Below are 19,186 nucleotides of genomic sequence, written 5' to 3' on the forward strand. Positions count from 1 at the left end.
CTGGGCATAGGTTTTAGCCCGCTAGTATCAGAACTGAGCTAGCGGGCTTTTTTATAACTTATGAGCAGAGTTTGTTTTAGAACAAATCAAACCGATCTAAATTCATCACCTTAGTCCAAGCAGCGACAAAATCATGGACAAACTTTGCTTCAGCATCACTACTACCATATACCTCAGCAATAGCACGCAGTTGTGAATTAGAACCAAAGATCAGATCAATACGTGAACCTGTCCATTTAAGTTCTCCACTACTCCGATCCCGCCCTTCAAACACATTAGGATTAGCGGTTGCTTTCCATTCGGTACTCATATCCAACAGATTCACAAAGAAATCTGTACTTAATACCTCAGGGCGTTGAGTCAATACACCAACTGCTGACTGAGCAACATTCGCATTGAGTACCCGCATACCCCCTACTAAAACCGTCATTTCAGGCGCTGTTAGAGTTAGCAATTGTGCTTTATCAACTAATAACTCTTCAGCAGGCACACTATATTGGCGCTTGAGATAATTACGGAAACCATCTGCAATAGGCTCTAGGACGCTAAAGGACTCCACATCGGTTTGCTCTACGCTAGCATCAGTACGCCCCGCTGCAAAAGGCACAGTAATGGTGTACCCTGCTTTTTGCGCAGCTTGCTCTACTGCTGCACAGCCACCTAATACGATCAAATCCGCCATGGAGACTTTTTTATGCGTAGTTTGTGCTGCATTAAAGGCTTGCTGAATGCCTTCCAATATAGTAAGCACTTTTGCTAAGTGCTCAGGTTCATTAACTTCCCAATCCTTTTGTGGGGCTAGACGAATGCGTGCGCCATTGGCTCCACCGCGCTTATCTGAGCCTCGGAAAGTCACCGCTGAAGCCCATGCAGTTTTAACTAACTCAGCAATAGATAAACCTGAAGCTAAAATCTTAGCTTTCAGATCAGCAATATCGGCCTCATTAATCAATTCATGCTCTACAGCAGGAACGGGGTCTTGCCAAATCAGTTCTTCGGTAGGTACTTCAGGACCTAAATAGCGTGAACGTGGCCCCATATCACGATGAGTTAATTTAAACCATGCGCGTGCAAACGCATCAGCGAACTCGGCTGGATTCGCATGGAAGCGGCGTGAAATCGGCTCATAAATCGGGTCAAAACGCATAGCCAAATCAGCCGTGGTCATCATAGGGCGATGTTTTTTAGCGGGATTGTGCGCATCGGGTACTAATTTATCCTCAGGTACATCTTTGGCAAGCCATTGACACGCACCCGCTGGACTTTTTACCAATTCCCACTCATAGCCGAATAGAGTATCAAAATAGCTATTGTCCCACTGGATGGGGGTAGGCGTCCAAGCACCTTCAATACCACTGCCAATCGTATGTTCGCCTTTACCACTCCCAAAACTATTGCGCCAACCTAAGCCCTGTTCCTCAATACTCGCACCTTCCGGTTCGCGTCCGACATGATCCGCACTGGCAGCACCATGACATTTACCAAACGTATGCCCACCCGCAGTCAATGCTACGGTTTCCTCGTCATTCATTGCCATGCGTGCAAAAGTTTCTCGAATATCTTTGCCTGACGCTACGGGGTCTGGATTAGCATTCGGGCCTTCAGGATTTACATAAATCAGCCCCATTTGTACGGCTGCTAGTGGGTTTTCTAGATCATGCTCGCCAGCATAACGTTTATCACCTAACCACTCGGTTTCTGCACCCCAGTAAATATCTTCCTCAGGTTCCCACACGTCTTCGCGCCCACCTGCAAAGCCAAAGGTTTTAAAACCCATAGATTCTAGAGCGCAGTTACCCGTTAACACCATGAGATCCGCCCATGAAAGGCTATTACCGTATTTTTGTTTAATCGGCCACAGCAAACGGCGGGCTTTATCGAGATTGATATTGTCCGGCCAACTATTCAGCGGGGCAAAGCGTTGTGTACCTGTTGATGCACCACCACGCCCATCACCCATGCGATATGTGCCCGCACTATGCCACGCCATACGAATGAAAAACGGTCCATAATGACCATAATCCGCCGGCCACCACTCTTGTGAGTCGGTCATCAGCGCATAGAGATCTTGTTTGACTGCATTGAGATCTAGTTGTTTAAACGCTTCAGCATAATTAAACGCTGGACTCATCGGATTCGATTTAGCGGAGTGCTGGTGCAAAATATTGAGTTTTAATTGATTAGGCCACCAATCGCGGTTGGAAGTCCCGCGCCCCATTTTATTAGCGGCGGGGGGCACGCTGTTACCGTGCATTACGGGACATTTACTTTCCTTAGACATGCTAACTCTCCTAGATAGTTAAAACGGCGGGCTGAGCAAGGATAGTGCTGTACTCAACCTGTAACTATAGTTTTAGCGCTTTATGATTTATCTATCCATTAGATTGTTTAGCATGTATCGATGGATTTTATTTATAAATTACGAAAATCACTGTTTAAATCGATACATTTAGAGCACTAAGCTATAACCATAAGAAAAAGCCCCCTACAAACTACTACTTGTAAGAGGCTTTTTATTCATTGGAACTTTAGAGTTAATCTGAATTAAGCAATATTATCCGGCACACTCGGTAAGCCCGACAAGGCCATGGCTAATTCTGACTCTTCATATTGCTGATCAGAGAGTTTACCCGCGAAATAGTCATTATAAGCCGCCATATCAAAATGACCATGACCGCAAAGATTAAACAAAATCACCTCGCTTTTGCCTTCACGCTTACAACGCAACGCTTCCTCAATCGCGCCTTTGACCGCATGGTTCGCTTCAGGTGCAGGTACAATGCCCTCGGCACGCGCAAACAATACCCCTGCTTCAAAACAAGGATTCTGCGCATAAGCGACTGCTTCAATTAAGCCTAATTCTTTAATATGCGAAATCATCGGAGCCATACCGTGATAGCGCAAACCGCCCGCATGGAATCCGGGGGGTGTAAAGGTCGAACCTAGCGTGTGCATTTTAGTCAATGGGGTCAAATGGGCTGTATCACCAAAATCATACGCATACTTACCCCGTGTCAATGAAGGACAGGCAGCAGGTTCTACCGCCACAATGCGACGACTACGCCCCCCACGTAATTGCTCACCTAAGAATGGAAAGGCAATCCCCGCAAAATTAGAACCACCACCTGTACAACCTACAATCACATCAGGATCATCACCTGCCATCGCTAATTGCAATAGTGCTTCCTGACCAATAATGGTCTGATGCAACAGCACATGATTAAGCACCGATCCCAGCGCATATTTAGTATCGTCGCGCTGTACTGCTAACTCCACCGCCTCAGAAATCGCAATCCCCAGACTACCCGGATGATTAGGGTCTTTAGCTAAAATGGCTCGTCCTGATTCGGTTAGGTCTGAAGGTGAGGCTACACAGGTTGCACCATAGGTTTCCATGACGGCACGGCGATAAGGCTTTTGATTAAAAGACACCCGTACTTGGAACACTTGCACTTCTAGACCAAATAATGAACCCGCATAAGAAAGTGAAGTCCCCCACTGCCCTGCGCCCGTTTCAGTAGTTAAACGCTTGACCCCTTCCATTTTATTATAAAACGCTTGGGGTATAGCGGTATTAGGCTTATGGCTTCCCGCTGGGCTCACTCCTTCATATTTGTAATAAATCTTGGCGGGAGTATCGAGTGCCTTTTCTAAGACTCGCGCCCGAAATAAGGGAGTAGGACGCCATTGTCTAAATACTTGGCGCACTTCTTCTGGAATCGGAATATAGCGTTCGGTACTCACTTCCTGCTGGATAATAGCCATTGGAAATAAAGGCGCTAAATCCGCTCCGGTAATCGGTTGTAAAGTACCCGGATGCAAGACAGGGGGCAAAGGTACTGGCAAATCTGCCGCTAGATTATACCAATCCTTAGGCATCGCGGATTCATCTAATAAGTATTTAATCTGATCACTCATGCAACGACCTCTCTTCTCTCAAGTGCAATAAAACAGACTAGGAGCTTAAAGGACTAGGTGAAAGATGTATAGGGTTAAGCCTTCCCGTTATAATCTATCTCTAGTCGCCACACTCATCAGAGGCAAGGTTGTGAATTTGGGCAGTTTAGAATGGGTATCTCTATTATGGTTTTTAGCCTGTTGGATTGGTTATGGGCGCTATTCAGGCTTAAAGTCCACGCACGGGCAACGTTTGCAAGACGCCCTACAACTGCATATTAAACGTTGGATTGCACAAGTAGAACAACGCGATAATCGCATGGTCGATACGGCTATTATTGCCAATATCGAGCGCAATGCCACCTTTATGGCATCGAGTAGTTTGTTAATTATTGCGGGTTTAGTCACTGCGATTGGGTCTGCTGATAAAGCTTTGGCACTTTTTACCCAACTACCCTTTGTACGTTTTGATCCGCAAACGTGGGAAATCGGCTTGATTATTATGACCACCGTATTTGCCTATGCGTTTTTTACCTTTACGTGGTGTATCCGCCAATGGGGGTTTGCTTCGATTTTAATTGGCAGTGTGCCTCACCCTAGCCAACCGATTGATGAGCGTTTGGAGCAATCATTAGGGCAAATCATCAGCCTTGCGGTGTATCATTTCAATATTGGCTTAAGGGCGTACTACTATAGTCTGGCACTCCTCACTTGGTTTATTCACCCGCTGATTTTTATCTTAGCCACCACTTGGGTAGTGGCTGTGCTCTATCGGCGCGAATTTCACTCTAAAACCTTAAAAGCATTGGCATCCGGCTTATGAAAACACTCAATATCTTAGGGGCGGGACGTTTAGGACAAACGCTAGCTCATTTGTGGCATAACACCCAAGTGCTTACCATTCAAGCCTTAGCTAATCGCACCTTAGAAAGCGCTCAACGTGCACAAGCATTTATTAGTACAGGGCAACTCTTTACCCTTGATCAAATCGAAGCTATGCCACAAGCTGATCTATGGCTTATAGCGTGCCCCGATGATCAACTTAAAATTTATTGCGAGCGCTTAGCAGCCACTCAAAACTTAACGCATAGCCTAGTCTTTCATTGCAGTGGTGCATTAACGGCTCAGGAAGTACTCGCTAGCGCCAAAGCTCAAGGGGCTAGCATTGCGAGTATTCATCCGATAAAAAGTTTTGCGCAACCGCAATTAGCTGTATCAACTTTTGCTGGAACCTATTGTGGAATGGAGGGTGACGCACAAGCGCTTGAGGTACTTGTACCTTTATTTACAAAGCTCAGTGCTCATACTTTCATAATTAAAGCCGAAGCTAAAACGCTTTATCATGCGGCGAGTGTAATAGCCTGCAATTATTTGGTAGCACTACAAGAACTCGCCTTACAAACTTATGCACAAGCCGGTGTAGAACGCACCCAAGCATTAGCTATTTTACAGCCGATTGTGACCACAACCGTACAAACTATGTTTCAATTAGATACCAGCAAAGCTTTAACCGGTCCCATTGCACGCGGTGATACTCAAACCGTCGCCAAACAACTCACCGCGCTAAATGCTTGGAACCCTGATTATGCGGGGCTGTATCAAAGTTTGGGGCAAATCGCTTTACAATTAACTCGAAAGCAACATAATTTAGAAGCTTCTAGCCTTGCAGTATTAGAACAATTACTAACTGCTAGACCTTAACCACCACAACTCTTTAACTAACTAAAGAAAGCATATGACTATTCATTTAATTGCCACTGGCGGAACCATCGACAAATACTATAGCCCTACTCAAGGCAAACTGACTTTTGAAGGCAGTCATCTACCTGAAATGCTTGCACAAGGCAGTTGTGAGATTGAACTGGAGCTTGAAGTTCTCATGCAGCGCGATAGTCTGGACTTAACTGACGAGGAAAGCAGCCTGATTTTAGCTACCTGTACTCAGAGTCCTCATAAGCATATTTTAATTACGCACGGTACGGATAGGATGGTGGATACCGCCAAAGCATTGAAGGCTTTAAATCTTCCTAAAACTATTGTGCTCACTGGAGCAATGATTCCTTATACCATTCGCAACTCAGACGCGCTTTTTAACCTTGGTTTTGCGCTAGGTGTCGTACAATGCCTACCTACCGGAGTGTATGTCGCTATGAATGGCAAGATTTTTAACGCTGATAAGGTTATTAAAAATAAAGTCATTGGACGCTTTGAAGCGCTTTAGTTCATAGTGCTTGATAGCTGGGCGCGAGGCGATTTCCGCGTGCCCCGCGAAAATAATAGGCTAAGGCTAAAATCACCAACCAACTTAACCACAATGACCATAAGGTGTGGCACAAAAAGTGTGCACCACGCATTTGCTGCGCCCACCCCGTCATGAGTGCAAGGCTAAAGGCTAATCCCCATACCCAACGTGCTTTAAAGCCATGCATAGGCAGATAAATAAAAGTACAAGCCATTAACCATGAGGTAGAAGTGACGTGCCCGGCTGGAAAACACTTACCACCAGACATAGAATTATTGAAACCAAACTCTACAGCACTCCCTCCATAACGCACCAAATCCCAAGGACAATGAATAGGACTTAACGCTTTTAAGATACCTACTAATAGAGGAATGATGAGTGCGGCACAGACAATAATTTTCAGATTAGCTAATTGCACCGTGTCTAACTTAGGTTTTTTACTTATTAGCTCATGTAATAGTAGGACTATTAAACCTAGTGCCAAGGCTAGCATGAGATATTTTAACCATAGGTGCATTACCGTAGCGGTAAACCAATGGTCTTTAAGTGGGAATTGCTGGGCATTCACATCAAAAAATAGATCCGCCAGCCAAATATCCAAACGATCATTCAATCCCCAATCCGATAACGCCAATAAGAGTGCAATGATTAATAAGCCCTTTAGTTGCGTGAGAAAAAACGCTCGTGTGATTAACCTATCTGACTGACTTAACATCTGAATCCTTTATTTAAACCTCTTGTTGTGTACGCAGACCTCGCTTAGCTGTACACGCTAAACAGTGCGACTCCTTATAATGGTGAAATTCACTGTGCATTAGGCAATGCATCACTTTTGGTCATGCCTCACATAGGTATGACCCACTGTGTTTTGTTGGCGCTACTTCACTATCACCCTAAAGGCGAATTTGCCGCTCCACGGATCGGCTTTCTTACACTCAACCACCTGAATGTTGTAATCGCCTGCAATGGTTGGTTTGACTATCGCTTTGCTGTGGCAGGACAAATCCATATCGTTAGCGTTTTCCCCCTTGGGATCGGTGATATAGATTGAAATAGAGCCATCACTTTTGCTGTCAAGCTGTTCAATAGTTAGAGTCTTGCCTTTACCTACCCCAAGGACATAGTTTTGTTCGCTATCGAAATCTGCCAACTTGCCTGTGACAGTGGTACTAGAAGCACCCTTGGCAAACTGGATGCGTTCAACTTTGCTGGCAGATTTGGTGGCTTGCTTTTTATCCAAAGCGCAAATTTCAGCCTGTTTACCAACCCAGCAACCGCCTTTGCGTTTGAAATCTTCACCTAACGGCTCTTGGGCATGGGATGCCTGCGACTTGCCATTCCACGACGCACCTGCCACACCTTGTTCCAGCATATTTAGGTAAACAAAATACTTGTCCCCAAACAAACGGAACGAACCATCCTTGTCAGCATCATAGATGCAAGTACCCTTGAGATAGGTTTTGCCCTGAACTTTCAAGGAGCAATCAACCTCACGTCCTTGCGCACCCTTACGCCAATCTGTCTCTTGCGCAGTCTGACTAATTTTCGCTAGCTGAGCACGTTCAGCCGTCAATGCCTTGCGGGTGGAATACAAGCTTTTACCATCGGGATACAGAATGTCGTCTGCTACCCACTGCCCGCTTTCCTGTACCATTTTGAAAATAATCGTGTTTTTACTTATCTCAGGCGCGGAAGGTGTTACATTGAGATCAACACGCACGGTATTAGGTGCTGTTTCCTTGAAACTGATGCCAGAGTTTACGTAGCTAAAATTAGCGTCATAATCTTGGGAATTGAGGTAAGGATCCGCATCTGCCCCCCAACCACAAGGACCATCGTCGAAATTTTTACAGGCTTGCTCACTTTTCTGAATTTCTGCTCGGAATGCCTTGGACATAGCAATGTCGGGCTTTGCTGGGTCTTTGGCAAAATCAGCTAAATAACGCTTATAAAACCCACTCACCGCATCAACAGCCGTAGGCGTTTTTGCGATGCCTTTTACTGGTGGTTTTTCAGCTGCAGTACTGGTCGACCACCCTGTCAATGGTGATAAAACACACAACGCCATCACCATTAGAGAAACACGCTTCTTCATGGACAACCCTCCACCCCTCGCACAGGAATTATTGCAACTAATAAAAAACACTAATCGTCAAAATACAACTTATATTCATATTTATCAATGTACTAAACCGCATTACCCTGAACTAAAAACAACCAGCACAATCGAGTACGGTAAGACAAATAGACACCTTTGGATAAGGCAAGCTATTCCCATGTCCTTTATTTAAATTTCTTGTTGTATACCTAGCTCTCGCTGAGCCTTACACACTGAGTGCATAAGAATACAACGCATTGTCTTATGTCTGCCTTAAGCAAGGTATGTTAAGATAACAACCCTGAATAATTAGGTCTTTCCTCGTTCATGAATACTGAAAATATTGTCTTAGAAAATATTAATATAGGCTCCTTCACTAGCTTAGTTACTCCCGCCGATTTACACCGTGAACTCCCCCTGAGTGACTCTGCTAAACAAACGGTCATTGAGGGACGTGAGACGATTCGCAATATTTTAGATGGTAAGGATGCGCGTCTTTTAGTCGTCATAGGTCCGTGCTCTATCCATAATCCTGAACAAGCGCTCGATTATGCGCGGCGTTTACGGGTATTAGCGGATCAAGTCAAAGATACGCTTTATATTGTCATGCGGGTGTATTTTGAAAAGCCGCGCACCACTACGGGTTGGAAAGGCTTAATTAATGATCCTTTTTTAAATGATACTTTTGAAATTGAACAGGGATTATTTATTGCTAGGCGCTTATTGATTGATATTGCCGAACTAGGGCTACCCACTGCGACGGAAGCGCTCGATCCTATTTCACCGCAATACTTACAAGACTTGATTAGTTGGTCAGCGATTGGAGCACGTACAACGGAATCCCAAACGCATCGTGAATTAGCCAGCGGTCTGTCCTGTCCGGTAGGCTTTAAGAATGGTACGGATGGTGGCTTAGCTGTGGCTATCAATGCGTTAAAATCTGCCGCTTCACCGCACCGCTTCTTAGGAATTGATGCAAATGGTCAAGTAGCCATTGTCAATACTCAAGGAAATGCTTATGCTCATGTGGTACTACGCGGTGGTGAAAAAGGTCCTAACTATCATGCTGCGGCCGTTGTGGATGCTGAGCAACGTTTAAAAGCAGCGGGTATTACTCCGCGTATTATGATTGATTGCAGCCATGCCAACTCTAGTAAAGATCATAATCGTCAGCCTATCGTATTTAATGACGCGGTGCAGCAAATTTTAGCTGGATCTGCTAGTATTATGGGTGTTATGATTGAAAGTAATTTAGGTGCGGGCAATCAAAAGATTCCGACTAATTTACAAGATTTACAATACGGTGTTTCGATTACTGATGCTTGTATTGATTGGACAACCACTGAGCAAGCGCTCATTGCAGGTCATCAGCAATTAAAAAATCGTTGAAAAATAAGTTAGCTAGCGCACTTAGACAGCTTAATAACGATTAAGCTGTGTAGGTTGTTGTGTGCAGGTAACTTATTCACTTATTATCCAAAGCTGAAGATAAAAAGATGACCAAGATGAGCTACCTTTTTGCAGGTAAAGCCTTAATTTCTGGTTGGGTGAATGGACAAAAATTTCGCCCTTCTAACTGGCCAGAACGTATGTGCGAAGTAGGTGCAACGCGTGATCCTATCAAAGGTATTATGCGTTACTCTAACCACCTTAATATCGCTCTAGATGATGAACATGGCTACTGTGTCCATGTTGATTTTGATGCCTTAGCTCAGTATCAACCAGAAACTTTTAAATATGTCTGCTGGTTCATCGAAAGCAACCAATTAACTTTAGTCGCTCGAGACGCTTCCCGCTTTAATGCACCTGCTTTTGAAGCACAGTCTCCTCTACTCACAGCATTAGTCGCCTAACTCAGTACTTAATCTAACCTATATCAACGCTTAATTGAATATCTCAATTGAGTGGGGTTAGAGAGTATGCTAATGAGCACTAAGGCATAGAAGCAGTGACTTGTTTAAGTCGCTGCTTTTTGTTTTTGCTACAGTTAGTCTACTAATTTTACCGGCGAGACAATAATTCCATCCTCATCCGAATAGACAAACTCACCTTGTGTAAACGTCACATCGTGAAAATGGACTGGTTCGCCCTTCACCCCAAAGCCGCGCTTCACACTTTTTAATGGAATAGTGCCCAAAGCCTTAACACCAATATCCATTTTGCCAATATCTACCGAATCACGAATGAGTCCATAGACAATAATACCCTCCCAACCGTTTTTAACTGCTTTCTCAGCTAGCATATCGCCGAGTAAAGCACAGCGGGTAGAACCACCACCATCGACGACTAATACTTTACCCTTGCCTTCCAGAGCGACAAATTCACGCACTAACGAATTATCCTCGTGAATTTTGATAGTCACAATTTCACCACCAAACTTATTACGCCCTCCAAAGTTATGGAAACCGTGTTGTACTACCTGTAGGGGTTTGTCTTCGTGATCGTCTAATAAATCAGCCGTTTTAAAATCAGTCATGGAGTTTTCCTTGAAAAGACTTACCCCCATCCCCAGCCCTTCCCCCACAAGGGGTGAAGGGAGCAACCAAAAAAGAGACTTCAGTCCCCTCCCCCATTGCGGGGGAGGGTTAGGGTGGGGGGGTAAAACAATGCATTTTAGTGGAATTGTTCTTCTTCAGTGGAACCTGTTAATGCTTTAACGCTAGAAGAACCACCTTGGATAACGGTAGTTACATCATCGAAGTAACCTGCACCGACTTCTTGTTGATGAGATACGAAGGTGTAACCTTGTTCACGAGCAGCAAATTCTGGCTCTTGAACCATGTTTACATAGTGTTTCATACCTTCGCCACGGGCATAGTTGTGCGCGAATTGGAAGGTGTTGAACCAGTTGATATGGATACCAGCTAAGGTAATAAATTGATATTTATAACCTAAAGCTGACAATTCATCTTGGAATTTAGCGATAGTTTTATCGTCTAGATTTTTCTTCCAGTTAAATGAAGGTGAGCAGTTATAAGATAACAGTGTACCTGGATGTGCACCTTGCACCGCTTGAGCAAACTCGCGGGCAAAACCAAGATCAGGCGTACCTGTTTCACACCATACTAAGTCAGCGTATGGAGCGTAAGCGATACCACGGCTAATAGCTTGCTCTAGACCGTTTTTCACACGGTAGAAACCTTCTTGAGTACGCTCGCCTGTTAAGAAAGGCTTGTCGTTCGCATCATGATCAGAGGTTAAAAGGTTAGCAGCTTCTGCGTCAGTACGGGCTAAAACGATGGTAGGAACGCCCATTACGTCCGCTGCAAAACGTGCCGCGATTAACTTTTCAACTGCTTCTGAAGTAGGTACTAATACTTTACCGCCCATGTGACCGCATTTTTTAACAGCGGCTAATTGGTCTTCAAAATGCACGCCCGCAGCACCGGCTGCAATCATGTTTTTCATCAGTTCAAACGCGTTTAATACGCCACCGAAACCCGCTTCAGCATCCGCAACAATAGGTAGGAAGTAATCAACGAATTCTTTATCGCCGGGGTTAATACCACGCGACCATTGGATTTCATCGGCACGTTTGAAGGTATTATTGATGCGACGCACCATAGTAGGAACTGAGTCATACGCGTATAAAGACTGGTCAGGGTACATAGTCTCAGAGGTATTACCATCAGCGGCTACTTGCCAACCTGAAAGATAAACCGCTTCTAAGCCCGCTTTTGCTTGTTGCATGGCTTGACCCGCAGTGATCGCACCAAACGCATTTACATAGCCTTTTTTCGCGCCACCATTAACCTTTTCCCATAACTTTTCAGCGCCACGCTTAGCTAAGGTGTACTCAGGTTGCATTGAGCCACGTAGACGTACCACATCCTCTGCACTGTAACCGCGTTTAACGTTTTTCCAACGTGGATTGGTAGCCCAGTCTTGTTTTAAAGCTTCAATTTGCTCTGCACGCGTACTCATGCGTATCTCCTCAGATTCATAAAAAAGTGAACTAACTTAAATCTCTTCACAGACCAGTCTGAGCGCTTGTAGGTCAAACGCTGGTCTCTCCTCCATTGCAGTTCGCTTAAGCGAATCTCTATTAGATTAACCACCTGCTTTCACAGATGGCTAGATAGGGTTTGATGGTATTTCAGTAATATTATGTCGACAATAAAATTTATTCAATAGTAAGTATTAAAATAATAATTTTTTTATATGTTATTGTTTTAATTAAAAAAAAATAAAATACCACCTTGAGTAGCTACTCAATTGGGATATAGGATTGTGGTTATATGTTGACATAAATCAGCTAGCTCAATGGTGTTAGCCGTACAACAGCACTCTTTGACCCTAGTCTAACTAGAGCCAAAGTTACGAGGTAAAGGGGGAATAACCTAAGCAGTTGGAGGGATAATCTTTAAAGTAGTCAAACTATGTTGACGTACCTGCTTAAGTAATTCAGCGTCCTCAGTCAAAGACTGACCATAAGACGGTATCATGGTTTTAATACGAGTTTGCCATGCGGAGGTCTTGAGCTGATCTGCAAAGCATTTTTCAATCACTTGCAGCATAGCGGTTACTGCTACCGATGCACCGGGCGATGCGCCTAATAAAGCCGCCAAACTACCATCTTTAGCTGCGACCACTTCAGTACCAAATTCTAATTTACCGCCTGTTTTGGGATCTTTCTTAATAATCTGTACGCGCTGCCCCGCAAAGGCTAGCGACCAATCATGGTCTTGTGCTTGGGGATAATATTCACGCAAAGCTACCATGCGCGACTTACGGGTTTGTAACACTTCAGTAATCAGATACTTAATTAAATCAAAGCTGGTCAGCCCTACTTTGAGCATAGGGATTAAATTACTAGGGCGTAAAGAGGCAAATAAATCAAAAAACGAACCTAGCTTTAGAAACTTCGTGGTAAAACCTGCAAAAGGTCCAAATAGTAAGGCATGCTCGCCATCAATAATACGCGTATCTAAGTGCGGAACTGACATAGGGGGTGCTCCAATCGCAGCCTTACCATACACTTTGGCTAAATGCTGTTTAACAATATCAGGGTTTTTACACACTAACCATTGCCCACTGACGGGGAAACCACCGTAACCTAGTGACTCATCCACACCTGATTTTTGCAGCAGCAGTAAAGCAGCACCACCCGCACCGAGGAATACAAAACGAGCACTTAATTCTAAAGGGGTCGTAGAATGTTTATCTTTAGCTGTCACTAGCCAGTCAATGCCTTGACGTTTAATAGCACTGACCTCATGACCTAAGTAAAGATCAAAATTACCCGCACGTTGTGAGTACTCAATCATATGCCGCGCTAAGGCACCAAAATTGACATCAGTGCCCCAACTAACCCTTGTACCTGCTACCTTTTCATTAGGATTACGCCCTTCCATGACCAAAGGCATCCATTGTTTGAGCACTTCGGGATCCTCGCTATATTCCATACCCGCAAATTGAGCACTATTACTGAGCGCTTCAAAACGTTTACGCAAATAGTTGACATTATTCTCACCCCACACAAAACTCACATGCGGTGTAGGATTAATAAAGGATTGAGGTTCAGGTAAAGCGCCCTGCTCTACTAAGTAAGCCCAGAACTGGGTTGATACTTCAAAAGAGGCATTAATATCAAAAGCTTTACTGGCATTAATCTTACCCTCAGCGGTTTCAGGGGTATAGTTAAGCTCACAATAGGCGGCGTGTCCGGTTCCGGCATTATTCCAGCCACTGGTACTTTCTTGAGCGATGTGATCTAAGCGTTCTACCATTGCGATAGTTAAAGACGGATCTAATTGCTTGAGTAATACCCCCAATGTCGAGCTCATCGCTCCCGCCCCAACTAGTAATACGTCAACGTGCTTAGTGCTCATAAATTCCAACACCCAAGATTTACAAAAGCCACAATAATAGAATGACTAGAGTCTCATTACTACCGCTTAGGCTTGTATTTTTGAAAAATTGTCGACAATCTCGACTCCACTCAGGCTAGCAATCCACTAAAATGCGGCATTGCAGCAATTTGAGTAATGTAAACAAAATTTCATTTAAATGCCATAGAAACTATAAAAATCCAGCGGAATAATGCTTTAACTTGAGTGCTTAGCACAATTATCAACTATTTAATAGCTTTTCCACACTGACCGCATCGGCTAAGGTATCAACGCCCAAACCGGGATTTTCGTAGGCAATGTCGACATGGATCTTAAAACCATTGGCTAAAGCACGTAATTGCTCTAGCTTTTCTAAAGCTTCTAATGGGGCTGGGGATAACAGCGGATAAGCCTTTAAGAACCCTACACGATACGCATACATCCCAATATGGCGCAGCGCATAATCCGCTAAGGGTCGTAATAAACCATCACGCTGATGCGGAATCGGGGCACGGCTAAAATAGAGTGCTTTGCCCGTATTATCACACACCACTTTAACACAGTTAGGGTTATTCAATTCCTCAAGTGACTGAATAGGAGTCGCTAAAGTCGCCATCGCCACATCATCATAACGCTGCATATTGGCAATTAACTGCTCTAAATTAGTCAAAGGTGTTAAAGGCTCATCACCCTGCAAATTCACCACAATAGTCTGATCTGACCAAGCATAATAATTTGCCACCTGCGCTAAACGATCGGTTCCGGTTTCATGCGTACTAGCTGTCATACACACCGTCGCACCAAATCCTTCAGCCGTGTTTTTAATGCCTTCATGATCAGTGGCAATAATAATAGCATCCACTTGAGCTTGCAGTGCCTTCGCACGCTCATACACATGTTGAATCAAAGGCTTACCTGCTAAGACATGCAAAGGTTTGCCCGGAAAACGGGTCGAGGCAAAGCGCGCGGGAATCACCACAACGACACCCTGACTCATGATAGACGGTGCTCTAGCTCGTCATCCGTCAAAGGACGTGCCTCATCTTCCAAGAGCATAGGTACACCCTCTTTAATCGGATAAGCTAGGCGTGCCGCGTAAGAAATCAGTTCCTGAGCCTCTTTATTATAAACTAGAGCACCCTTAGTGACGGGACACACTAAGATGGCTAACAATTGCTTTTGCATGAGATACTAACCTCCTGTAAACGTTGCAAAAATAAATCCTCAAAAGGTGCTTCTAGGCTCACGCTAATGGGCAAATACCACGCATTAGTCAAGGCTAAAGCACCACATTTAACGGCATCTTTTTCAGTCATCAGAATGGGATGAGCATTATCTAATAAAAAATCCTGCGCCTCAAAAGCATGATGATCCGGAAAGCGTTTTAATAAAGGCTTTAAGCCTGCCTGATGCAAAGTGGTTAGAAAACGCTCTGGATTACCGATCCCCGTCACCACATTGACTACTTGCCCCATAAAATCCGCTAAGGGACGCTGCAACCTAGGGTCATTCAAGGCATATAGCGTTTCACCCTTGATACGCATACTAAAACCTAAAGTAGCTTGTTCACCATTAATGATTTTAAAATCAACTGTATCAAGACGATTAATAGGCTCCCGCAATGGCCCTAAGGGTAAGCAACACTGATTACCCAATAAACGCTCACCATCAATCACCGCTATTTCAATATCACGCCCCAGCCTATAATGCTGTAAGCCATCATCACTTAAAATGACATTATATTCGGGATAATCCCTTAATAATTGTTGAATAGCTAAATTGCGCTTAGGAAAAACACAAACCGGTACTTGAGTACGCCGATAAATGAGTATTGGCTCATCACCTGCCTCCGTACTTAATGTGCTTGAATCGATTAGAATAGGATGTATTAAAGGTTGAGCTGCGGCATAACCTCGACTAATTACAGCGGGTCTAAAACCTTTATCTTTTAAGAGCTGTACTAAATGAATTAATAGGGGTGTTTTACCAGTACCACCCACTGTAATATTACCCACAACTATAATAGGTATAGGATGTTTAGTAGGGCTTGTAGTTAAGCGCTTCCATTTTGTTAAATAACAATAAAGCAATTCTAAGGGTTTAAACAGCAGTTTAGCCCAGAAAGGGGCTTGGGGCTGATACCAAATAGATTCAAAAAAATGCGTGATGAATAGTTTAAGCTTAACCATGAGCTAATAGCTCATCCTTAAATTGCAAACTATGCAAACGACCATAAGCACCTTGTCGTGCTAATAACTCACTATGTGTACCTTGCTCTATAATTTGCCCTTCTTGCATCACCAGAATTTGATCCGCTTTTTCAATAGTAGATAAACGATGAGCAATCATAAAAGTAGTACGATTAGCGAGTAGACATTCTAATGCTGCTTGAATATGTCGCTCCGACTCAGTATCTAGCGCAGATGTGGCCTCATCTAAAATTAATATTGGAGCATTGGCTAAAATCGCGCGAGCAATCGATAAACGTTGGCGTTGCCCCCCCGAAAGCAATACACCATTATCGCCAATCATGGTATCTAAGCCTTGAGGTAGTTGCCTAATGAAATCAGCAGCATAAGCGGCTTCCGCTGCTGCCCAAACCTCTGAATCAGGCGCCTTCCGCATTACTCCATAAGCGATATTATTACGCACTGTGTCATTAAATAAGACTATTTCCTGTCCTACATAAGCAATTTGACCACGTAAACTTTGCAAGGTTAGCTCTTTTAAATTAATACCATCCAGATAAATAGCACCGCTGTACTCTGGATAAAAACGCGGAATTAAATTTACTAAAGTGGTTTTGCCACTACCTGAACGCCCTACTAACGCAATTTTTTGCCCAGTTTTTACTTTAAAACTAATATTATTCAGTACTTGTTTTTCAGTATCGGGATAGGTAAAACTCACCTTGTCAAACACCATCTCTCCCTGACAGCGCTCAATAGTTTTAGTACCTAAATCTGGTTCTGTTGAGCTATCTAATAATTTAAATAAGCTCTCACCTGCGGCAATAGCGGTTTGTAATTGTGCGCCTAACTGAGTGAGATTACGAATAGGGGCTAAGATTAAAATCATTGCCATGACAAAGGACATAAAAGTCCCGGGCGATAAAGTTTCTAAAGTACTTTCGCGTGTTGCTAAAAACACAATCGCAGCTAAAGCTGAAGCCACTAAAAACTGTACTAAAGGTGTACTTAATAACTCAGTCACCATACGCTTCATTTGAAGCTGCATATTGCGCTGATTAGCCTTAGCAAAACGCTCAGCTTCAAAGTGATTCCCATTAAATAAGCGAATCACTTTATAGCCATTTAATACTTCATGAGTAATTTGAGTGACATCACCCATCGAATCCTGTACTGCATGACTAATACGTCGTAAACGTTTAGTGGCATACATCACAATTAATGCAATTAAAGGCACTATGAGTAAAACACCGAGCGTTAATTGCCAACTCCGATAAAACATCAATGCTAATAAACCAAGCACCGTTGCCGAGTCTTGAATTAAGCTGGCTATACCACGAGTGCCTGCTGAGGCGACCTGTTCGGTATAATACAAAATATGCGCCATCAGCTTACCACTGGTCGTTTGCTCGAAATAACGAATCGGTAAGGCTAAGGTATGATTAAACACCTGATTGCGAATCGTTTGGGTAATTAAGCGCCCTACTAACCCCATGTAATAACTCGACATAAACATGGTGCTACCGCGCAATAGAAAAATCCCCATAATGCCAAACGGCAACCAGCTAATGACTTCAGGATCACGCTGTAAGATCGCCTTATCCAGCAGCGGCCCCATAACAGCCGCAAACAAGGGTTGGGTGGCAGCACTAATAATTAACGCCACCACCGCCAGTACTAAATAACGCCAGTAAGGGAAAGCATACGTGATTAAGCGTTTATAAACTGAAAGCCCCGTCATACTGGCCTGTGGCATGGTCATCCTTTGTTATTGCGTGTTATTGCGGTGTTTTACGTGCAGTCTGTGAGGTCGCAATCGAGAAATTAGTCAAGCCCAAACGTCCCGCAATCTCCATTGCGGTAACCACTGACTGATGGGTAGCATTCGCATCGGCGGAGATGACTAACGCGGGCACGTCAGACATTTCATTGAGTACTTGAGTCATGGCTTGGAATAAGGTTTCCGGTTGATTATTTAATACCTCACGTCCATTCACATAATAACGCCCCTGTCCATCGATCAATAACTCTAGTTTATCTTTAATGGGCGCTGTTGCCGTAATATTGGTGGTGGGTAATTCAATCTTAAGATTAGAGGTGCGATCAAAAGTAGAAGTCACCATGAAAAAGATCAACAGCATAAACACCACATCGACCAACGGGGTCAGATCAATGCCTAGCTCTTCTTTGGGACGGTTTCTGAAATTCATGCCTCTTGCCCTCTTAAACGCGCTGCATTAGCACGCGCCACCTGTAGGGCACTTTCGGCTGCACTCGTGGTGGCACTCGGAGACGCTGATTTGGGTGGTAAAGCATTAGTACGATTATTATTAGTAATTTCTACTAGCTTCAGTGCTTCTTGCTCCATACGGACTACATAGTTATCTACCCGTCCTTTGAAATAACGATGAAAAATTAAGGCTGGAATAGCGACTATCAAGCCTGCCACAGTGGTAATTAATGCCTCCGAAATACCACCTGCTAATAAGGCTGGATTCCCCAAACCGGCCTTATTAATCGAGCCAAACACGTCGACCATGCCCAATACGGTTCCTAATAAACCTAAGAGCGGTGCTATCGTGGCAATAGTGCCCAAAGCATTTAAATAACGCTCCATACCATGAACCGCATGCCGCCCCGCTTCTTCAATATTTTCCTTCATAATATGGCGTGGTGCATTACTACTGGCTAAGCCGGTCGCCAGCACCTTGCTCATGATGGAACTATTATTTAATGCCTCTAACATGGGTTCAGTGATTTTGCCACTAGCTGCCATTTTGCGAGCGCGATCAATATCCTCTGCTGAAATAATTTTCGAGGGGCGCAGCGCCCAAAAACGCTCGATAATTATGGCCATGGCAATTACAGAACAGAGCAATAGTGGCCACATGACGATGCCACCTGCTTTAAAGAATTCAAACATTATGCG

The 19,186-nt window shown here is 44.0% G+C and carries 18 protein-coding genes; 5 read left to right on the plus strand and 13 right to left on the minus strand.

Going from position 1 to position 19,186, the window contains the following annotated elements; all coding sequences use genetic code 11:
* Positions 1 to 76: 76 nt before the first annotated feature.
* Positions 77 to 2,281 (minus strand): catalase/peroxidase HPI, encoded by a 2,205-nt coding sequence (katG, locus tag IPL34_RS00575; protein ID WP_296836149.1) that lies wholly within the window; start codon positions 2,279 to 2,281, stop codon positions 77 to 79.
* Between the two features lie 263 nt (positions 2,282 to 2,544).
* Positions 2,545 to 3,918, minus strand: a complete 1,374-nt coding sequence (locus IPL34_RS00580) for a TrpB-like pyridoxal phosphate-dependent enzyme (protein WP_296836152.1) — start codon at positions 3,916 to 3,918, stop codon at positions 2,545 to 2,547.
* A 64-nt stretch (positions 3,919 to 3,982) separates the two neighbouring features.
* Between IPL34_RS00580 and IPL34_RS00585 the strand changes: the two genes are divergently transcribed.
* From IPL34_RS00585 to IPL34_RS00595, 3 genes are read left to right on the plus strand one after another with little or no spacing between them, the layout of a single operon-like run.
* Positions 3,983 to 4,720 (plus strand): DUF599 family protein, encoded by a 738-nt coding sequence (locus IPL34_RS00585; RefSeq protein ID WP_296836154.1) that lies wholly within the window; start codon positions 3,983 to 3,985, stop codon positions 4,718 to 4,720.
* Positions 4,717 to 5,598 carry a Rossmann-like and DUF2520 domain-containing protein gene (locus tag IPL34_RS00590; protein WP_296836157.1) on the plus strand — a complete coding sequence of 294 codons (882 nt, stop codon included), beginning with the start codon at positions 4,717 to 4,719 and terminating at the stop codon, positions 5,596 to 5,598. Before IPL34_RS00585 ends, IPL34_RS00590 begins: the two co-directional genes overlap by 4 nt.
* Before the next feature lie 34 nt (positions 5,599 to 5,632).
* Positions 5,633 to 6,118, plus strand: a complete 486-nt coding sequence (locus IPL34_RS00595; RefSeq protein WP_296836160.1) for an asparaginase domain-containing protein — start codon at positions 5,633 to 5,635, stop codon at positions 6,116 to 6,118.
* Position 6,119: 1 nt separating this feature from the next.
* On the opposite strand, the gene IPL34_RS00600 is transcribed toward IPL34_RS00595, so the two are convergent.
* The gene (locus IPL34_RS00600) at positions 6,120 to 6,854 is read right to left on the minus strand and encodes a phosphatase PAP2 family protein (RefSeq protein WP_296836164.1); all 735 of its coding nucleotides are present in this window, start codon (positions 6,852 to 6,854) and stop codon (positions 6,120 to 6,122) included.
* A 162-nt stretch (positions 6,855 to 7,016) separates the two neighbouring features.
* Positions 7,017 to 8,234 carry a DUF3828 domain-containing protein gene (locus IPL34_RS00605; RefSeq protein ID WP_296836167.1) on the minus strand — a complete coding sequence of 406 codons (1,218 nt, stop codon included), beginning with the start codon at positions 8,232 to 8,234 and terminating at the stop codon, positions 7,017 to 7,019.
* A gap of 330 nt (positions 8,235 to 8,564) precedes the next feature.
* Here IPL34_RS00605 and IPL34_RS00610 point away from each other — a divergent pair, with 330 nt between their 5' ends.
* Positions 8,565 to 9,626, plus strand: coding sequence for a 3-deoxy-7-phosphoheptulonate synthase (locus tag IPL34_RS00610; protein ID WP_296836170.1), 1,062 nt, complete (start codon positions 8,565 to 8,567; stop codon positions 9,624 to 9,626).
* Positions 9,627 to 9,742: 116 nt separating this feature from the next.
* Positions 9,743 to 10,090, plus strand: a complete 348-nt coding sequence (locus tag IPL34_RS00615; RefSeq protein WP_296836173.1) for a DUF3579 domain-containing protein — start codon at positions 9,743 to 9,745, stop codon at positions 10,088 to 10,090.
* A gap of 134 nt (positions 10,091 to 10,224) precedes the next feature.
* Here the strand turns inward: IPL34_RS00615 and rraA are convergent, their stop codons facing one another.
* The 9 genes from rraA to IPL34_RS00660 all read right to left on the minus strand — a co-directional run bounded on the left by rraA (position 10,225) and on the right by IPL34_RS00660 (position 19,180).
* The gene (gene rraA, locus IPL34_RS00620; RefSeq protein ID WP_296836176.1) at positions 10,225 to 10,713 is read right to left on the minus strand and encodes a ribonuclease E activity regulator RraA; all 489 of its coding nucleotides are present in this window, start codon (positions 10,711 to 10,713) and stop codon (positions 10,225 to 10,227) included.
* 137 nt (positions 10,714 to 10,850) lie between these two features.
* The gene (aceA, locus tag IPL34_RS00625; RefSeq protein ID WP_296836179.1) at positions 10,851 to 12,161 is read right to left on the minus strand and encodes an isocitrate lyase; all 1,311 of its coding nucleotides are present in this window, start codon (positions 12,159 to 12,161) and stop codon (positions 10,851 to 10,853) included.
* Between the two features lie 416 nt (positions 12,162 to 12,577).
* Entirely contained in the window at positions 12,578 to 14,068 is a 1,491-nt protein-coding gene (gene mqo, locus IPL34_RS00630; RefSeq protein WP_296836181.1) for a malate dehydrogenase (quinone), read from the minus strand.
* Between the two features lie 241 nt (positions 14,069 to 14,309).
* Complete coding sequence (gene kdsB / locus IPL34_RS00635) at positions 14,310 to 15,065, minus strand: 3-deoxy-manno-octulosonate cytidylyltransferase (RefSeq protein ID WP_296836184.1); 756 nt, start codon at positions 15,063 to 15,065, stop codon at positions 14,310 to 14,312.
* Entirely contained in the window at positions 15,062 to 15,253 is a 192-nt protein-coding gene (locus tag IPL34_RS00640; RefSeq protein ID WP_296836189.1) for a Trm112 family protein, read from the minus strand. The genes kdsB and IPL34_RS00640 overlap by 4 nt, the downstream gene beginning before the upstream one ends.
* The gene (gene lpxK, locus IPL34_RS00645) at positions 15,235 to 16,257 is read right to left on the minus strand and encodes a tetraacyldisaccharide 4'-kinase (RefSeq protein WP_296836192.1); all 1,023 of its coding nucleotides are present in this window, start codon (positions 16,255 to 16,257) and stop codon (positions 15,235 to 15,237) included. Before lpxK ends, IPL34_RS00640 begins: the two co-directional genes overlap by 19 nt.
* Entirely contained in the window at positions 16,250 to 18,013 is a 1,764-nt protein-coding gene (gene msbA / locus IPL34_RS00650; protein ID WP_296836195.1) for a lipid A export permease/ATP-binding protein MsbA, read from the minus strand. The genes lpxK and msbA overlap by 8 nt, the downstream gene beginning before the upstream one ends.
* Before the next feature lie 22 nt (positions 18,014 to 18,035).
* Positions 18,036 to 18,467, minus strand: coding sequence for a biopolymer transporter ExbD (locus tag IPL34_RS00655; protein ID WP_296836198.1), 432 nt, complete (start codon positions 18,465 to 18,467; stop codon positions 18,036 to 18,038).
* On the minus strand, positions 18,464 to 19,180 hold the full coding sequence (locus tag IPL34_RS00660) for a MotA/TolQ/ExbB proton channel family protein (protein WP_296836201.1): 717 nt from the start codon (positions 19,178 to 19,180) through the stop codon (positions 18,464 to 18,466). Before IPL34_RS00660 ends, IPL34_RS00655 begins: the two co-directional genes overlap by 4 nt.
* Between the last annotated feature and the right edge of the window lie 6 nt (positions 19,181 to 19,186).

Source organism: Thiofilum sp. (genome assembly GCF_016711335.1).
Taxonomy (GTDB): domain Bacteria; phylum Pseudomonadota; class Gammaproteobacteria; order Thiotrichales; family Thiotrichaceae; genus Thiofilum.

Bases quoted from the DNA above. Each gene is read 5' to 3' on its own strand.
- aceA (WP_296836179.1), bottom strand. From the start codon at position 12,161: ATGAGTACGCGTGCAGAGCAAATTGAAGCTTTAAAACAAGACTGGGCT.
- IPL34_RS00580 (WP_296836152.1), bottom strand. From the start codon at position 3,918: ATGAGTGATCAGATTAAATACTTATTAGATGAATCCGCGATGCCTAAG.
- IPL34_RS00595 (WP_296836160.1), top strand. From the start codon at position 5,633: ATGACTATTCATTTAATTGCCACTGGCGGAACCATCGACAAATACTAT.
- katG (WP_296836149.1), bottom strand. From the start codon at position 2,281: ATGTCTAAGGAAAGTAAATGTCCCGTAATGCACGGTAACAGCGTGCCC.
- IPL34_RS00605 (WP_296836167.1), bottom strand. From the start codon at position 8,234: ATGAAGAAGCGTGTTTCTCTAATGGTGATGGCGTTGTGTGTTTTATCA.
- mqo (WP_296836181.1), bottom strand. From the start codon at position 14,068: ATGAGCACTAAGCACGTTGACGTATTACTAGTTGGGGCGGGAGCGATG.
- lpxK (WP_296836192.1), bottom strand. From the start codon at position 16,257: ATGGTTAAGCTTAAACTATTCATCACGCATTTTTTTGAATCTATTTGG.
- msbA (WP_296836195.1), bottom strand. From the start codon at position 18,013: ATGCCACAGGCCAGTATGACGGGGCTTTCAGTTTATAAACGCTTAATC.
- IPL34_RS00655 (WP_296836198.1), bottom strand. From the start codon at position 18,467: ATGAATTTCAGAAACCGTCCCAAAGAAGAGCTAGGCATTGATCTGACC.
- IPL34_RS00615 (WP_296836173.1), top strand. From the start codon at position 9,743: ATGAGCTACCTTTTTGCAGGTAAAGCCTTAATTTCTGGTTGGGTGAAT.
- rraA (WP_296836176.1), bottom strand. From the start codon at position 10,713: ATGACTGATTTTAAAACGGCTGATTTATTAGACGATCACGAAGACAAA.
- IPL34_RS00585 (WP_296836154.1), top strand. From the start codon at position 3,983: ATGTATAGGGTTAAGCCTTCCCGTTATAATCTATCTCTAGTCGCCACA.
- kdsB (WP_296836184.1), bottom strand. From the start codon at position 15,065: ATGAGTCAGGGTGTCGTTGTGGTGATTCCCGCGCGCTTTGCCTCGACC.
- IPL34_RS00640 (WP_296836189.1), bottom strand. From the start codon at position 15,253: ATGCAAAAGCAATTGTTAGCCATCTTAGTGTGTCCCGTCACTAAGGGT.
- IPL34_RS00660 (WP_296836201.1), bottom strand. From the start codon at position 19,180: ATGTTTGAATTCTTTAAAGCAGGTGGCATCGTCATGTGGCCACTATTG.
- IPL34_RS00590 (WP_296836157.1), top strand. From the start codon at position 4,717: ATGAAAACACTCAATATCTTAGGGGCGGGACGTTTAGGACAAACGCTA.
- IPL34_RS00610 (WP_296836170.1), top strand. From the start codon at position 8,565: ATGAATACTGAAAATATTGTCTTAGAAAATATTAATATAGGCTCCTTC.
- IPL34_RS00600 (WP_296836164.1), bottom strand. From the start codon at position 6,854: ATGTTAAGTCAGTCAGATAGGTTAATCACACGAGCGTTTTTTCTCACG.